The 15754-nt window shown below is 69.8% G+C and carries 14 protein-coding genes and 1 pseudogene; 3 read left to right on the forward strand and 12 right to left on the reverse strand.

All coding sequences use genetic code 11. From position 1 onward, the window contains the following. From ACFWFI_RS05510 to ACFWFI_RS05525, 4 genes and pseudogenes are all read right to left on the reverse strand, one after another. On the reverse strand, window positions 1–2018 hold a 2018-nt coding region (locus tag ACFWFI_RS05510), incomplete at its 3' end, for a tetratricopeptide repeat protein (RefSeq protein ID WP_387385901.1). A 146-nt stretch (window positions 2019–2164) separates the two neighbouring features. After that, on the reverse strand, window positions 2165–2638 hold the full coding sequence (locus ACFWFI_RS05515) for a hypothetical protein (RefSeq protein ID WP_387385803.1): 474 nt from the start codon (window positions 2636–2638) through the stop codon (window positions 2165–2167). 229 nt (window positions 2639–2867) lie between these two features. Further along, a complete protein-coding gene (locus ACFWFI_RS05520; protein ID WP_387385806.1) occupies window positions 2868–5759 on the reverse strand; it encodes a Tn3 family transposase in 2892 nt (963 codons plus the stop codon). Between the two features lie 156 nt (window positions 5760–5915). Then, window positions 5916–6470 (reverse strand): annotated as a pseudogene (locus tag ACFWFI_RS05525) (hypothetical protein); the annotation flags it as partial. A gap of 107 nt (window positions 6471–6577) precedes the next feature. Here ACFWFI_RS05525 and ACFWFI_RS05530 point away from each other — a divergent pair. Beyond that, window positions 6578–6757: a hypothetical protein gene (locus ACFWFI_RS05530; protein ID WP_387385808.1), complete on the forward strand. Its 180-nt coding sequence runs from the start codon at window positions 6578–6580 to the stop codon at window positions 6755–6757. A gap of 336 nt (window positions 6758–7093) precedes the next feature. Here ACFWFI_RS05530 and ACFWFI_RS05535 read toward each other — a convergent pair whose 3' ends face one another. Then, complete coding sequence (locus tag ACFWFI_RS05535) at window positions 7094–7327, reverse strand: hypothetical protein (RefSeq protein ID WP_387385810.1); 234 nt, start codon at window positions 7325–7327, stop codon at window positions 7094–7096. 94 nt (window positions 7328–7421) lie between these two features. After that, complete coding sequence (locus tag ACFWFI_RS05540) at window positions 7422–7697, reverse strand: hypothetical protein (RefSeq protein WP_387385813.1); 276 nt, start codon at window positions 7695–7697, stop codon at window positions 7422–7424. A gap of 210 nt (window positions 7698–7907) precedes the next feature. Here ACFWFI_RS05540 and ACFWFI_RS05545 point away from each other — a divergent pair, with 210 nt between their 5' ends. Continuing rightward, complete coding sequence (locus tag ACFWFI_RS05545) at window positions 7908–8174, forward strand: hypothetical protein (protein WP_387385816.1); 267 nt, start codon at window positions 7908–7910, stop codon at window positions 8172–8174. A gap of 234 nt (window positions 8175–8408) precedes the next feature. Then, window positions 8409–9758, forward strand: coding sequence for a pentapeptide repeat-containing protein (locus ACFWFI_RS05550; protein ID WP_387385818.1), 1350 nt, complete (start codon window positions 8409–8411; stop codon window positions 9756–9758). A gap of 243 nt (window positions 9759–10001) precedes the next feature. Here ACFWFI_RS05550 and ACFWFI_RS05555 read toward each other — a convergent pair whose 3' ends face one another. From ACFWFI_RS05555 to ACFWFI_RS05580, 6 genes are all read right to left on the reverse strand, one after another. Continuing rightward, window positions 10002–10856, reverse strand: coding sequence for a hypothetical protein (locus tag ACFWFI_RS05555; RefSeq protein WP_387385821.1), 855 nt, complete (start codon window positions 10854–10856; stop codon window positions 10002–10004). Then, the gene (locus ACFWFI_RS05560; protein ID WP_387385823.1) at window positions 10843–11199 is read right to left on the reverse strand and encodes a hypothetical protein; all 357 of its coding nucleotides are present in this window, start codon (window positions 11197–11199) and stop codon (window positions 10843–10845) included. The genes ACFWFI_RS05555 and ACFWFI_RS05560 overlap by 14 nt, the downstream gene beginning before the upstream one ends. A gap of 67 nt (window positions 11200–11266) precedes the next feature. Next, window positions 11267–12277: an NAD(P)H-dependent glycerol-3-phosphate dehydrogenase gene (locus ACFWFI_RS05565; RefSeq protein WP_387385825.1), complete on the reverse strand. Its 1011-nt coding sequence runs from the start codon at window positions 12275–12277 to the stop codon at window positions 11267–11269. Further along, window positions 12274–13152: a class I SAM-dependent methyltransferase gene (locus tag ACFWFI_RS05570; protein ID WP_387385828.1), complete on the reverse strand. Its 879-nt coding sequence runs from the start codon at window positions 13150–13152 to the stop codon at window positions 12274–12276. The genes ACFWFI_RS05565 and ACFWFI_RS05570 overlap by 4 nt, the downstream gene beginning before the upstream one ends. Beyond that, window positions 13149–14291 carry a YcaO-like family protein gene (locus tag ACFWFI_RS05575; protein ID WP_387385831.1) on the reverse strand — a complete coding sequence of 381 codons (1143 nt, stop codon included), beginning with the start codon at window positions 14289–14291 and terminating at the stop codon, window positions 13149–13151. The genes ACFWFI_RS05570 and ACFWFI_RS05575 overlap by 4 nt, the downstream gene beginning before the upstream one ends. Beyond that, a complete protein-coding gene (locus ACFWFI_RS05580; protein WP_387385833.1) occupies window positions 14281–15540 on the reverse strand; it encodes a TfuA-like protein in 1260 nt (419 codons plus the stop codon). The genes ACFWFI_RS05575 and ACFWFI_RS05580 overlap by 11 nt, the downstream gene beginning before the upstream one ends. Window positions 15541–15754: the final 214 nt, after the last annotated feature.

Here is a 15754-nt window from a genome sequence, read left to right on the forward strand (position 1 = left end):
CGGGCGAGGTTGCCGCGTGCGGCCAGGGTGTGGAGGTGGTCGGGGCCCAGGACCCGTTCCCGGTCGGCCAGCAGTTCCTCGTATGCGGCTGCGGCACCGCCCGCGTCCCCGGCCATACCCCGCCAGCGGGCGAGGTTGCCGCGTGCGGCCAGGGTGTGGAGGTGGTCGGGGCCCAGGACCCGTTCCCGGTCGGCCAGCAGTTCCTCGTATGCGGCTGCGGCGCCGGCCGCGTCCCCGGCCTCACCCCGCCAGTGGGCGAGGTTGCCGCGTGCGGCCAGGGTGTCGGGGTGGTCCGGGCCCAGGACCTGCACCACAAGGGCCAGCAGTTCCTCGTATGCGGCTGCGGCGCCGGCCGCGTCCCCGGCCTCGCCCCGCCAGTGGGCGAGGTTCCCGCAGGTGGTCAGGGTATCGGGGTGGTCGAGGCCCAGGACCCGTTCCCGGTCGGCCAGCAGTTCCAGGTATGCGGCTGCGGCACCGTCCGCGTCCCCGGCTGCACCCCGCCAGTCGGCGAGGTTGCCGCGGGTGGTCAGGGTGTCGGGGTGGTCGGGGCCCAGGATCCGTTCCCGGTCGGCCAGCAGTTCCTCGTATGCGGCTGCGGCGCCCGCCGCGTCCCCGGCTGCACCCTGCCAGCCGATGAGGTTGCCGCGTGCGGCCAGGGTGTCGGGGTGGTCGGGGCCCAGGTGGTGGCTGGTGGTCTTGGTCAGGCGGTGGTAGTGGGCTGTGGCGGCGGTGAACTGGCCGGCTTTGCCGAGGCTTTCGCCGGTGCGGAAGAGCACTGGGTGGGCGTCGGGTCGATGGAGGGCGTCTTCGGCGGCGCGGGTGAGTGTGGTGACGTTGGCTCGTAGGGCCTGGGCGAGGTCGGTGCCTCGTTCGACAGCGGGCCAGGCGGTGGTGAGGGCGTCGGCGGCGGTGCGGGCAAGCCGGTAGTGCTGGTCGGGGGTGAGGGCGTCGCGAGTGGCGCGCTGGATGAGCTGGTGGACGCGCACAGCCCGATGGGGGGTGTCGGGCGTGTGGTCGATGAGACTGAGTCTGCGCAGGACCTTCAGCGCGAGCACGGCGTCCTCGGCCGAGACCGGGGTCGGCTGGTGGGCGCCGCGCGTGTCGGTGGGGATGCGGTGCTCGGCGGCGTGCGCGAGGGCGGGTCGGCTGGTGAGGACCGTGACGGGGATGCCGTTGGGGTCGAAGAAGGCGGCCAGGTGGAGCATGGGGCGGGCCAGGCCCACCGGGCGGAGCTGATTGGCGCGTTCGACGGACAGGGACCAGGCGGCGGCCACGGTGGCGGTTTGGCTGTCAGGTAGTGCGCCGGGTTCCGGCAGCAGGTCGGCCAGCTTCCTGATCCGGTCCGCCAGCAGCTGCCGGTAGGAGGCGCAGGTCAGGTCCGCGTCGATGATGTAGGCCGCGGCCTGGGCCAGGGCGAGCGGCAAGTGTCCCAGGTCGGCGGCGAGGCTGTTAATTTGGTCGGTTGACTCGTGACAGTCGTGCGCGGCGAGTACGGCGGTGACGTAGGCCTCAGATTCTTGGGGGGTGAACAGGCCCACAGTGACCAGGCGTCGGCCTGCTCCGGTCAGGGCGGCCTCGCGGCGGCGCGTGGTGACCAGGACACGGCCGCGCGGACTGGTGGGCGGCCACCAGCCGCTCATGTCGGCGGGGTCCGTGACGTCGTCGAAGATGATCAACCACCGGCACGGCTTCTGGCCGGCCTTGGGTTCCAGCCAGGCCAGAAACCCCCGCGCGGCCTGCTCGGGGTCGCGGGGGTCGGCAGCAAGGACCTCCACACCAGCCTGCGCATATCCGGCCGTGATGGCTGAGTGGCTGCTCGCGCTGATCCACACCAGTACGTCGACCTCGCCGCTGTCCCAAGCGGTGCGGGCGTAGTCGGCAGCCAGCTGGGTCTTGCCCACCCCGCCGGTTCCGGTCAGCACCTGGCCGAGTACGGCTGTGCCCCCGCTGTCGACCGCCGTCCGCAACTGGTCGACCTCGGCCCGGTGCTGGAAGGACATGGCACGCGGCGGGAGCACGCCGACTTGGTGCGGCCACGCGGCCGGTGTGCGGGGCGGGGAGTGGTGGTGGACTTGCTCGGCGTAACCAACGGCGATGCCGCCGTGGTCGGCGAAGATGCCCCTGACGTTGCCAGTCTGCGCAGCCGAGGCGGTACCGGGTGCGCTCAGTCCTGGTGCGGACCCGGCTGGGAAGGGTTTCCCAGTGTCACATTCCCCATGTTCACAGCGGCGACGGATGCGTGGTCGGCCCGGACGTTCACGTTTCTGCCAACGGCCAGCCCACTCTGGCCGGCCGACACACTGCTGTGGGAGGTCTGTTGGGCCAGCAGGGTGCGCAGCTCATCCGCGACCCGGGCCCGCTCGAAGTCCTCAAGACTTTCCAGCAATGCCTTGATCCGGCCCTGCCACGCCACCTCCTGACTGATGCGCACCCGCTCTGACTCGGCCGGCCGCGCCGCCTCCAGCTCGCCCGCGGTCTGATCGAGGTGCTCCAGCTCGGCGTGCTCGCGCTGCGGATTGCCCAGGCCGAACCAACCGGCCACCTGCTGGCGTACCCCTGTCCATGCGTCTGTGCCTGCGGCCTGCACCACCGCAGTGCCTCCCGCCGCAGCCAGCGCAGCCATTGCCTCCGACAGCATCCTCGTCCTTCCCCCTGAGAGATCAGTCTGAACTGGGATACGCACCTGCACCTACACCGGTGCCTTCACCACGTCACTCCATCAGACACGCACCGCCGTTGTCCCTGGTTCCGTCACAAGAGCGCCGTGACACGGGGGCCGGGCACCGTACCTGGGGTGAGATTCAGCCGGGCGTCCATGTCGAGATTCACCTCCCCGTACGGGCGCACGTGCGACCAGAACAGCGGGGTCAGGCCGCGCCGATCGGCGGGCGTAAGAAGCTCGGCCCACTCCGGTTCGCCGAGATGTCCTGAAGCATCAGGGTGTTCACGTAGACCAGGGCCGATTGCAGAATCCGCAGGCACAGAACGAACATCTCCTGCTCGTCGCGCCTATTCGAGGCGATCTCCCCGCCCTTTCCGTAGGCGATCACGGAGTTGGCGCCGTTGGAAGACTCCATGACGTTCAGGCCCTCCTCGATCTCCCGCTGGAGGTCCCGTAGCCGCAGGTAGCGGGCCACGAAGATGGTCTTCTGGGCGCGGCCGACCTCCAGCATCGCCGCGTAGGTGGGGTGGGAGGCGTTGCGGGTGAAGCGCCGCAGGATCGCCTCGGTGGACGCCGTGCGGGTCCGGATCGCGGTGGCGTACTTGATCATCTGGTCGTACTGCTGGGCGATGAGCTCCCAGCGGATCGGACGGGTCAGCGCCGGGCTCAGCTGCGGGTAGGCGTCCGGCTCGCCGGCCACCGGCCGGTACAGCTTCACCTTGTTGATCCGCTTGATACGCGGCAGCAAGTCGAAGTTCAGCAGCCTCGTGATGCCAAACCCGATTTCCGACTGGCCATGCGAGTCCGTGTAGTTGGCCTCGACATCCATGGTGGTGCCGTGCCGCATGGCGCCCTCGATCATCGCGGCGACCTCGGAGGCGGTGCAGTTGATCAGCTGGGAGTGGATGGCCAGGGACTTCTTCTCCACGTGCCAGTAGATGAGCACCCCGCGGCCGCCGTAGCGCGAGTGCCACTCGGTGAACAGGTTCTGGTCGTAGGCGCGGACGTGGGTGGAGTCGGAGGCAACCGCGGTCGAGCCCTGGCCCCACAGCTCGGTGCTGCGGGCGGCGAAGGTGGCGTTCGCGATCTGGATGGCGATGGCGCGGCCGGCCTCGGCGGACAGGTACCGGCGCCGTACGTAGCGCAGTTCGTCCTCGGTGTGGCCGTGGCCGCCGGACGCCACGGCCTTGATTCCGGTGTTCGTGCCGTACGCGTAGATGACCAGCAGCAGTCGTTCGGCCAGCACCTCCGGCGAGAGGCTGCCGCCGCCGGAGACGGAGGTGACCGCGTCCAGGCAGCCGGTCCGCAAAACGGCTTCCTTGAGCATGTCGACGAGCGGCACGATGCCCCAGCGCCTCTGCACCTCGGCCTTGACCTTGCGCAGGTTGCGCGGCTCGGGCTGGGCCTCGGCCGCCGTGAGTCGGATCGCCCCGGACTTCCGCTCGGCGATGTCCAGCCAGGACAGCTTCGGCATCGTGTCGTTGAGCAGGGTCAGCTCGGTGGTCATCTGCTCGCGCAGCTCGTCGACGAATACCGCGGCGTCCAGTGGCTTGCGCAGCTCCCGGTAGTTCTCCTCCCGCCGCGCCTCGAAGTCCTGCGGCAGGTCTTCGTCCGGGTTGCGCCACTTGTCGGCGCCGACCACCCAGATCTCCTTGCACTTGAGCTGATCGCGCAGGGCCTGGAAGGCGACGACCTCGTAGACCATGCGCACCACCCGGCGCCGTCCCCGCTTGTCCGTGCGGTGGACGACGTCCGCCCAGTCACCGCCCATCGCCTTGTGAACCGGCACCGTCTCACCCAGCGGGTAGTACGTCGTGTTCCCCGCGTTCGCGTACCGCGCCACCAGCGCCAGGGCCTCGATCACCGGCCGGTGGGCGTGATTGCTGGAACGGAACTCCAGCACGTCCAGCAGGTTGATCAGCCCGCGCCTGTAGTGGTTGGTGTACGACGCCTTCAGCGTCGTCTGCACCGTGCGCCGGTAGACCGGCCCACGGGTCTTGAACTCGTGTACCAGCTCCCGCAGCGTCGCCTCGCCCCCGGACACCGCCGGGAACACGACCTGCCGGACCGTCCCCTCCGGGGTGCCGAGCGACGCCTCGGCGAGCTTGAAGAGGATGTTCTCCTTGCCCGACACCTTCTTGAACGCGTTGATCAGCTGCTCGGTGACCTTCTTCTCCGCCCGCGCCCCGATCCGGTGCACCGTGGAGATCAGCAGCTCCACCAACGTGTCCGTGATCTCCCGCTCCCGCTCGTGCAGCAGCGCGGCCAGCAAGGTCACCCGCAGCGGTACCGGGTGCGTCCGGAGGTGAGAAGGCGATTCCACTGCGGCTCGCGCCCGCCAGCCGGCCACGACCTTCGGCGCGACGTCGATGAACAGATCCCGTGGCAGACCGATCGCCCGCACCGCCAGGAGCTTGTCGATCTCGGTGAGCATCGTCTCCAGGCTCACGTTGCCCGGCGCTTCCTTGACCTTCGCCAGCACCGGCGGCGCGTCCTCGCCCTCCGTACCGCCACCTGCGGATCCGGCGTCGTCCTGGTCTGCGCCGGCCACCAGAGCCACGATCCGCTCGATGCTCTCCACGGTCAGCCGCGAGGAGATCAGGGCAGTCAGTGACTCCTCGGCCGCCCGCAGGGCAGCCGCCACGATCCGGTCGCACCGGCCCGAGGTGGGTGGCTCGATGCTCTCCTCGCGGCAGCGCGCCAGCAGTTCCACCCGGACCTGCTCGGGCCTGCGTTCCTTGTGCGCGACGTGCTCGACCAGATACGCCGTCAGCTTCTCCGCGTCCGCGACGCTGCACTCGCGGAAACCGAGGTGCTCCCGGATCTGCGCACGGTGGTACTCGGCCGTGCGGCCCGTCCAGTCGTAGGACTCCAGCTCCGAGGCGGGAACCTGTACCTGCCGGGCGACGAACTCCACGGCCTCACCGGGCAGCTCTGCCCGGTTCCGGGGAAACCGGCCGTACTGCGTGTAGAACTTCAGCAACACGGCGAAGCCCAGTCGCGTCGCACCACGCTTGCCGGACACGAGCGCCTGCTCGTCCTTCAGCAGCGTCCAGTGCTCGACGAGTTCGTCCAGGTCCAGCGGAGTACGGGCCACGATCGACGATCGTCCTCGCAGAGCTTTACCCACCGCAGCCGTACGGCCCAGGACCCACCCACACGGGTGACGCCCTCCCAAGATCATCGCCGTTTGCGGCTGGTGACAGCATTCTTACCGGCACCCCATGTTCCCCGAGGCCGGAGGTCTCCTCGGTCAGCGTTTGACGCGGTTGCGGACCGCGAAGACCGCGAGGCCCAGCAGGACGGGTTCGGTCAGGCGGGACGTCATCTCGATGTAAGTGCCAGCGGTGGTCAGGTCCTGCCCGGAGGAGCGAAACACCACTGAGTTGAGCGTGACGTTCAGCGCCTTCTCGAAGCGCTCCCCGGTGAACCTGTCGCCCTCGGGATTCAGAGGATCAGCCTTGTCGATCTCGAAGGTGACCTCGCCGCCGCTGGACGGGACGATCCCGGTCGCTTCCTGCTTCGGGGAGTCCTGGGCGACCCCGAAGCTCATCAACAGCACCACGGTGACGAGCATGGTGGCAGCGAGCCAGTACAAGGCCCGTGAGGCACGCAGGCCGTACCCGGACAGAGCCCAGTAACTGTGCAACAGCCCACGCTCGGTACGAGTCGTACCACCACGATCGTGGCGGCGCATCTCCATCTCGCCGTAGTAGAAGTCTGCCGCCCCCGGCTCGTTCATCCCGGTCCGCGTTGTCGAGCGCCGGGCGGGGTTCGCCGACGAACACACCGGCCCGCGCCGGCCTGAGGACCGGCACCTCAGTGGGTTGACGGTGGTCGGCACTCCGGACGGGCGGTGGGCCCAGTCGACCCGTCCGGAGCGCGACGGCTGCCCGCGGGCAGCTTCTGGGCGAGGTGACCCAGCACGAGGTCGACGCCTGGCTCGCGGTCAATCCCACCACGTCGGTCCTCGCGCTCAGCTGGGCGCGTTCGATCTGGGGTGCCACGCTGGGCCAGCCGCCGGTTGGGGATGTGGTGGGCGGCCAAGCGGCGGCCGAGCACGAGGGCGGAGAGGTGCTGCCCGGGCCGGCCTGAGGGGAAGAGCCAGCCGCGGGATGAGTTGGCCGCCCAGTTGGTCGGCGGCGGCATGTGTGCGAGGTCGGTCAGCAGGGCGGCCAGGGAGTCGGGCAGGGGGATGGGGGTGCGGTCGAGGGTCAGGAAAGTGTTCTCGCCGACGGTGGTCACCGCCTGGGTCGTCAGGGCGGAGATCCGGGTCAGATGCTGGCCGAACAGCAGGAGGATCGCCCCGGCGCCGCGGACATCCAGCGGCAGGTCAGTGTCGGCGAGGCACTGGTGGAGGAGTTCCCAAACAGCGTCTGCTCGGGGTGGCGGGCGCTCACCCGGTCAAGGTGGCGTTCGACCCCGGGCGGACTACTCGTCCCGCTCGGGCAGCACCTGGTAGACGGTGAGCAGGCCGCGCAGGTAGTCGACGGTCCGCGGCGCGGCCCGGCCCTCTCCCGCGGTGGCGTCGAGGTCGGTATGGGGGATCGGCTGGCCCGTGGCCACCAGGTCGGCGGGCAGGCGAGCGGAGTTCGAGTTGCGCAGCCAGCTCAGGGCGGTCCCGGGCTCCAGGCAGTCGGCCAGTCGCAGCAGGGAGATCATCACGAGACGTGATGTAGCAGCCGCCCCCTGCCCGGCGGTTGGGCACCGACACTACGTCACCCGATCGCGACACCGGAACACCCGCTGAGCTTGCCGTTCAGCCTCGGCGTCCGATGAGGCGGGCGAGTGTCTCGGTGGGCCAACAGAGCCATCCGAGAAGGGGGTGGGTGACGACAAAGTAGTGGGCGCTGGCCTGGCCCCCCTCCTTGTCCAGGATCTGCGGGGCGTCGTCGCGGTAGACGTGGCTGAGGTAGCGGCGGCGGATCGGCGCCCCTGCCACGAGCAACACGGGTGAGGCGAGGAGGATGGCCAGCGATATGAAGGCCTTCACGGCTCTCAGCTTGGCTCTTTCGGCTCTCGTGTCATATCGCATGTGCCCAGTGTGCTGATCCTCGTTGTCGACCGTCAGCTCGTTCTGCCGGCTCTGGCGCCTGCCCTATGGCCTTGTCACGGGCGAGTGGTGGGCCGGTGGTTCATCGAGGCCAACGGACGCGCCGTCCGGCGGGTGACGACTTCGGGTGAACCGGGCCCCTGGCCCGTGACTGCGAGGGTGGCCATACATGTTGAGCCGTCCATGCACCGAATGATCATTTCTGCTGCCCTGGCCGCCATGCTCGTCCCCTTGGCCACTGCTCCCGCGTCGTCCACGCCCACGACGGCCCGTGCCTACGTCGAAAAGCGGGTGCGGGCCTGTGCGGGGAAGGGGTCTGGCTGCCGTCCGGGGGCCGTGGCCCACTACTGGTACAAGCGCGGCTCGACGGCCCGTGGGGTGGGCTGGGTGTACGCCTCCAGGGAGGGTGTGCCGTCCGGGACCGCCCGCTGGCTGGTCAAGAAGCCCGGCGGCACGTGAAGGACCGGCGGTGGCTGGAAGCGTGCGGGGCGGGTGGGTGGCACGTTCGTGGAGACGTCATGGAGCCGGGACCGGCACACGGGCCCGGTGTACCCACGCGGTACCCGGATCTGCGTGCAGTTCAAGGGCCTGTCCACGAAGGCCTGCGTCACGCTCAAGTAGACCCGGCCTCCTCAACGCGCCTCGCCCCCGGGATAGTGCAACCGTTGACGGGCGGGCCTTGTCTTCATCGGCATGACAGTCACTCGGAGATCGCGGTCCGCCCCGAACGATCGGGAGCTGCGGTTGTGGAGGGTCGGCCGGGCGCTGGCCCTCTCCTTCTGTGTTGCGGTCCTGGTAGCGGGCTGTGTCTTCCTGAGCTTGGTGTACCTGCTGGACTTCCAGGAGATCGACAACACCCAGAAGCTCGACGCCAAGACGCTCTTCGACCTGGTGAAGCTCTCCTTCGGAGTGGTCGCCGGGGCCGGAGCGCTCGTCGCCCTGGTCGTCGCCTACCGCCGCCAGCGCGTCGACGAGGCCGGCGCCCACCGAGAAGCCACCCGCCTGCACACCGAACGCTTCTCCCAGGCCGTCGACAAACTCGGATCCGACTCACCCGCGGTCCGGCTCGGCGGCGTCCACTCCCTGGCCGGCCTCGCCGACGACGCCCCCGATGACGACCTACGCCAGACCTGCATCGACGTCCTGTGCGCCTACCTCCGCCTGCCCTTCTCCCCCGACCCCGGCGACCTGCCCACCCCGCCCGACGGGACTCCACCCCCCGAAGAACAGCGCGACGCCCACCAGGAGAAGAGGAACCGGTACCGCGCACTGCGCGAGGTCCGACACACGATCCTGCGCCTCATCGGTGACCACTACCGCATCCCCACCGGCACTCATCGCACATGGCAGGGCTGCAACCTCGACCTCACCGGGATCACCATCGACGGTCAAATGAGCTTCGAGGGCGCGAAATTCTCAGGCGGCTTCGTGCGCTTCAACGGCGCGAGGTTCTCGAGCGACGACGTGAGATTCAACGAGGCGGAGTTCTCCGGCGGCGATGTGACCTTCGTCGGCGCGGAGTTCTCCGGTGGCGTCACGAGCTTCGACGATGCGGAGTTCTCAGGCGACGTCGTGAGCTTCAATAACGCGCAGTTTCAGAGCGGCATGGTGAGCTTCGACAACGCGGAGTTCTCGGGTCACGGTGTGAGTTTCGAAGACGCGGCGTTTGCTGGTGGTGAGGTGTTCTTCGGCGGCGCGAAGTTCACCCGCGGCGCCGTAAGGTTCAGCCGCGCGGCGTTCTCCGGCGGCAAGGTGAATTTCAACACCGCAGCGTTCTCCGGCGGCGAGGTGAGTTTCGGCCACGCGAAGTTCTTGGGTGGCGTCGTGAGCTTCGGCGCGAGGTTCTCCGGGGGCAACGTGTACTTCGACTATGCGCGGTTTTCCGGGGGCGACGTCTACTTCCACGACGCGGAGTTCTCCGGCGGCAGCGTGCACTTCGACGCCAGCACTGGCCCTGCGCCAGGAGGGCTTCTTGATGCAGTCAGCACTCCTGTGCCGGCCGAGATCCGCCTACGCCCTGACTGGCTTCCTGCGACTCCATAAGGGGTGGCGGCCCGCACCGCCCTCAAGCACGTCCACGACGCGGCCGACCCCGCGGCGTAGCCAAGCCTGACGCCGCCCCGCGCTCCGGCACCATCAGTGACCTGGAGACGAACCGGGTCCTCCTCGACTGACCGTCGCCAGGTTGGACGGGCCGAACGCCGCATCCATGCGCTGGAGATCCAGGAGGCACGGGAACGGGCAGCGCGTTTGAGCGGGGCAGGCGGAGAAGTCCCGGTAGGGAGGTCAGATGGTGAAGGCGAGGTAGGTCCCGGTGGTGAGGCCGGAGAAGGTGATGAGCTGTCGGGGCTTGAGGCAGGTGAACGCGGCGTGCATGGCGATGCCGGCTGCCACTGCGTACGGCATTGTCTGCGGGATCAGGAGCGCTGGGGGCAGGGCGATCTCCGCCGCGATGGCGGCAACCGACACCAGGCGCCAGAAGCGGATGTCCCACTCGGTGAGGTTTCCGGTGTGGTGGCGGACGAAGCCGGGGACGGCGTGCTGACGGCGGTGGGGCAGTCGGTCTTTGACCTGGTCGTAGACGTGGATCCACTGGGCGAGGTAGAGGCCGCTGCGGAACTGGGGCGATCGGAGTTTCTGCCAGGCGCTGTTCCAGTAGATGTCGGCGGTGATCAGGACGAGGAGGCACTGCGCCCAGGTGTTGGCAGTGCTGGGCTGGTGCTCGATGTGGAGGCCGTGACCGAGGTCGCCGGCCAGCAGGAGGCAGGTGCCGGTCAGCAGCGTGAAGCGCACGGCGTTCGGGCTCTTGAGGTAGAGGAGCTCCATGGCGGCGCCGGCCAGGACCAGGACGAGGGACAGCCGGGGCTGGAGGCCTGCGGCGAGGGTGACGGCGGCGGCTGTGCGGATGATCAGTGCTGGCCGGTAGGAGCGGGCCAGGATCCGGGCCCGCCTGATGCCGAAGCGCTGTTTCGCGAGGTGGGTGCTGAGCGAGTCGGGGGTGAAGCGGTCCCAGCCGCCGTGTCCGAAGGACAGGGCGAAGCGCAGGGTCAGCACGGTGGCGAAGACGATGCGGAACAGCTGGAGGCGGCCGGGGTCGGTGGGGTGCTGGAAGCCGGAGGTAATGCTGTCAAAGAACCACATGGCTGTCCCTCACCTCGATGTGGTGCTCCCCTTGGGCGTTGAGCAGTCGGCCGTGGCCGTCGAGGCGTTCGTAGCGGCCGCTGCTGATCAGGTAGTTGATGATGGCCTGCAGCTGTGGCGGGCCGAGGATGAAGGAGCCTGGTGAGAGGTGGTCGTAGACGTTGACCGGCTCGGTGTGTCCGTCCGTTGTGGTGCCGGTGAGCGTGATGACGGTGAAGGTGGCCCGGCAGAACATCTTCCAGCGGAGCCAGCGTCCGGGCAGGCGGGTGAAGCCGGTGATCATCCATGCGGCGAGGGCGAGGGTGAGGGCGATCTGGGCAGCGGGCAGCACGAACTGGGGCATGGGTGCCAACCTCCGGGCGGGAGGGTGAAAGGTGTGGTGGCCGCCCCGTGGGCCGGGGGGCCGGGGGTCAGCGCTCGGGCTTGGGGGGCCGCTGCATCAGCGCGGCCGTGGCCTGATCGAGGCTGATCTTGTCGTGGAGCAGGTCCGACATCACTTCGGTGATGGGCATTTCGACCTCGTGGGCGCGGGCCAGGGCGAGGATCGCCTCGGCGCTCTTGACGCCCTCGGTGGTGGTGCGGGTGGCGGCTGTTGCCTGCTCGACGCTCATGCCCTGGCCGAGGTGGGTGCCGAAGGTGCGGTTGCGGGAGAGCGGGGAGGAGCAGGTGGCGACGAGGTCGCCGAGGCCGGCCAGGCCGGCGAGGGTTGCCGGGTGGGCGCCCATGGCGGTGGCGAGGCGGGTGGTTTCTGCGAGGCCGCGGGTGATGAGCATGGCGGAGGCGTTGTCGCCCAGGCCCATGCCGGAGGCGATGCCGACGGCGAGGGCGATGACGTTCTTCACGGCGCCGCCGAGCTCGCAGCCCGTCACATCGGTGCTGGTGTAGGGGCGGAAGTACGGGGTGTGGCAGGCCTGCTGAACCCGGCGTGCGGTGTCCTCGTCGCGGCAGGCGACCGTCGCGGCGGCGGGCTGCCCGGCCATGATCTCCCGGGCCAGGTTCGGCCCCGACAGCACCGCCATGCGGTCCTCGCTCACGCCAGTCACCTCAGTGATGACCTGGCTGGCTCGCAGGCCGCTGCCCAATTCGATGCCCTTCATCAGCGACACGATGACGGTGTCCGGTCCGATGAGCGGCGCCCACGCGGCGAGGCTGGTGCGCAGCGACTGGGCGGGGATGGAGAGCACGAGGTAGTTCGCGCCGTTGAGGGCGGTGGCCGGGTCGGTGGTGGCCGTGAGGGTGGCGGGCAGTTCGATGTCGGGGAAGTAGCCGGGGTTGCGGTGCGTGGTGTTGATGCCGTCGGCGATCTCGCTACGGCGGGCGTGGACGATGACGTCGGTGCCGGCGTCGGCCATGATTTTGGCGACGGCGGTGCCCCAGGATCCTGCTGAGAAAACGGCCGCGCGGCTTCGGGGCTGGCTCACTGCGGGGTCCTCTCGTCGGGTGTGTGCCTGCCGCCGTGGCGGTCGGGCGTGGCCATCCTATCGGCGGGGCGGGCCTGGTCAGGGGCGGTTGCGGGGCGTTGCAGGGTCAGCAGGACGGCCCGTCGGCCGGGTAGTGCGGGCAGCATCTGTTCGGCCTCCGTCAGCATGCTCCGCGCCGGTGCGTCACCCAGCTGGCGACGCAGCTCGTCGGCGTGGGTGATCCAGAGGCGGTAGAGGCGCTCCCACATGGTGGGCTCGCCGCGGCGTTCGTCGACGTGTTCCACGGTGAGCCCGGCTGCTTCGGCCTGCTCTACCCACGTGGGGGTGGCGTCGCGGCGCAGGGAGCGGGTCATCACGAGGCGGCCGCCCGGGGCCAGGACGCGGGCGAGCTCGGTCACCGCCTGGTCGCGGTCCCTCGCGCGGCCGAGAGCGTCGATGCAGATGACGCCGTGGGCGGCGGAGGTGGGCAGGGCGGTGTTTTGCAGGTCGGCGACGCGGAAGGTGGCGCGGGTGGTGTCGCTGCCGAGGAAGTGGGGGCGGCGGGCGGCGGCTTGGGCGACGGCGACCGGGGAGAGGTCGAAGCCGTCCAGGCGCAGGGCCAGGGCACGGGCCAGCCAGAGGCCGATGCCGCCGGTGCCGCAGCCGGCGTCGACGAGGAGCTGTCCGGGTCGCATGCTCAGCCGGCTGGTGGCGAGTCCCAGCAGGGGCCAGTCGCAGGAGCTCGAAGCACCGATCTCCGTGGGGTAGTCGGCGCCCATCGCCGCGGCGTACATCCGGGCGACGATGTCGGTGCGGGCACGGGCGGTGTGGAAGGCGTCGTACTGTGCGGGACTCGGCAGCGCGGGGGCGGGTGCCGGGGGTGGGGTGGTCTTCATCGGGGCATCGATCTCCGGATCCGCGAGTGGGTGCCGGGGCAGAGAACCTGCACGGCATGGACAGGTGCGGTGGGAGTGGACAACTCCAGGGCCACGGGTTCGTGTCCGGTGACTCCGGTGACTCTGCGGACCACGTCGGCTCGGCGGTCGGTGAAGGTCGGGGCGGGTGTGGCGAATTGGGATGTCGCTTGGGGCCACGGCATGAGGCCAGTGGCCCGCGGTGGGTGGAAGGGGGCGTCGAAGCTGCCGGTGTCGCTGGGGAGGTCGTCGCGGGTTCCGGCGATAGCCGTCAGCCGCGACTGTGCGGCTTCTGTCAGCGCCCGGGTCAGGGCGATCGTGGGACTGCTGTGGCAGCCGCCGCCGGCGAAGACGACCGGGTAGTCCTCCGACCAGAGGTAGGCCACGCACACCGGCAGCCCGTACGGACCGTCCACCAGAGCCATCTCGAACATCATGCCCGCGGCCGCCAGCCGGTCGACAACCTCTTGGCTGTGTGGGTCGTCGACGGTTGCGGGGTCGATGAGGGTGCGGTTCCTGCCGCCGTTCAGAGCGTCCCGGTAGAGCACGTCCCGTTCCACCACCTCGTACAGGCCGTGCAGCAGGGCTTCGTCCCTCGTGTTCCCACACGCGAGGCCGGTGCTGGTCGCGCGGATCAGATCCGGGTTCCACTCGGGTCGCTGAGTCCGGCGGCGGACCACGTCGACCGGCACGAGGACCTCTTCCCCGCTGGCCAGGCCGATGCCCGGCGTCCAGTCCCACACCATCCTGGCCAGGGCGTACCCGGGGTGGGGAACGGTCAGTGGCAGGGCGGCAACTGGGCTGTTGGGGGCCACCTCTATTGCCGGGCCGCGGGCGGCAATGGGCAGCGGCTGCTCGGTGTGCCACAGCTCGATCCCCTCCATGACCGCGGAGAGTTTCGCCAGCAGGCTGGTCGCCCCCTTTCCCTGGGACGTGCTCAAGGTGTGGGAGGCGGGTCGGATCGCCGTCCAGACCGGGAGCCCGATGCAGTCCAGGCCGGTCAGGTCAGCGACCCGGGTGATGCCGTAGTGCGGCAGGTGCCCGGCCACCGCCTCCCACGTCTGCTCGCCGCTCCGGGCACGCACCGTGCCCGGCAGGACAACCACGTCGTCAGCGCTCACCGGCCGTCTCCTTCTTCGCGGTCGACTCGTTCATCTCGTCCAGAAGTCCGGGCACAAGGCGCTTGGCGGCCGCGACGGCGTGTGACCCGCAGACCAGCCCGCGTGCGGAGGCCTCCGCGTCGAAGTACTGCTCGGGGCACTTCCACGCCCGCAGCAGGAGTTGCCGGGTGAGGCCGTCGCGTACCGCTGCCGTCGAGAACCCGGGGCGTGTGGTGCTTGCCTGTTCGAGGGCCTTGGCGTAGCGGGCGACGGCCTGGCGGTCCTGTGGGGTCTCGCCTGCCAGCAGCAGGGCCAGGGTCTGCTTGTCCCGGAGGTCGATGCTGGGGTGGAACACGCGGTCGGCAGGCAGGGTGTTCCCGGCCGCCTGGGCCAGCCGCACCGTCAGCGGCAAACCCGGGCCGTGGGCGGGGCGCAGGGAGCGATGTTCAAGATAGGCCGCCCACGTTTTCCGGTAGGCCGGATCGAAGACCTGCTGGTACACCAGGCGGTCCTCGGTGCGCAGGTTCCGTCCGTCGACACGGTCGTGGGCGAAGGCGTTGGACCAGCGTCGGAAGTATGTGGTCTCCCACACCTGGCGCGACAACCGGTCGCCGGGCCGCGGCGCCCGGCCGGCGCGTGCGGTGCGGACGGCCGCGAGAGCGTCGGCTCGTTTGACGTCACCGAAGTGCGGATCCCGATCGATCTGTTCGGCCAGCCAACGGGCGAACGAACTCTCTCCCTGCCAGCGGCAGACGGCCCGAACCGCAGCTCCTGTGCGCTGGGGGTAGTAGACCGCGCGCAGCGCCTCCAGCAGTTCGTGGGCGCGGGCGCTGTCGAGGATGCCGGCATCCTGAGCCAGGCGGAGCACGCTGCGGAGGTTGACCAGCGGCCAGGTCAAGGCGTCCCATTGCCCGTCGGGAGCTTGGCCGACCGCTACTTCGTCGTCGGCGGTGATGTCGCCGCGCTGGTAGGCGGCGTAGACGGTGCCGACGCCGAGCATTCCGTACGGCGCGAGTTCGGCTGCCCTCAGCGCACCGATACTGGCCGCTCCGATGACGTGCACACCCCGGGCCATCGCGGCGAGGATCTCCTTGTGGCGCAGGGCCGGGGCCTGGTGGTACACCCCGTCGATGAGCACGGCGGTGTCGCCGTCGCGGATCGTGGCGTGGAAGAGGTCTCCGTGCCGTGCCGGGGGCCAGAGCCGGATGCCCGGTGCGGACAGCTGCGGTTCGGACCGTGCCAGCGTCGGCCCGACGAATACGTGGATCACTGCGGTCTCCAGACGGCCGGTGCGAGAAACGCCCGCCCCTCCCCCACGACCCGACTGGGCATGAGGAGAGGGGCGGGCATCCCCTGGGATCAGGACACGGGAGCGAGGGAGGGCTACTCCTCGTCCTCCACGTCGACGGCGACCACGACGGGTCCGGTGAGCTCGTTCTCCTCCGTCGACGCGGGGATGCCGGCGGCGGCAGTAGCGGACTTGG

The sequence above is a fragment of the Streptomyces sp. NPDC060209 genome (assembly GCF_042728155.1).
Lineage (GTDB): Bacteria > Actinomycetota > Actinomycetes > Streptomycetales > Streptomycetaceae > Streptomyces.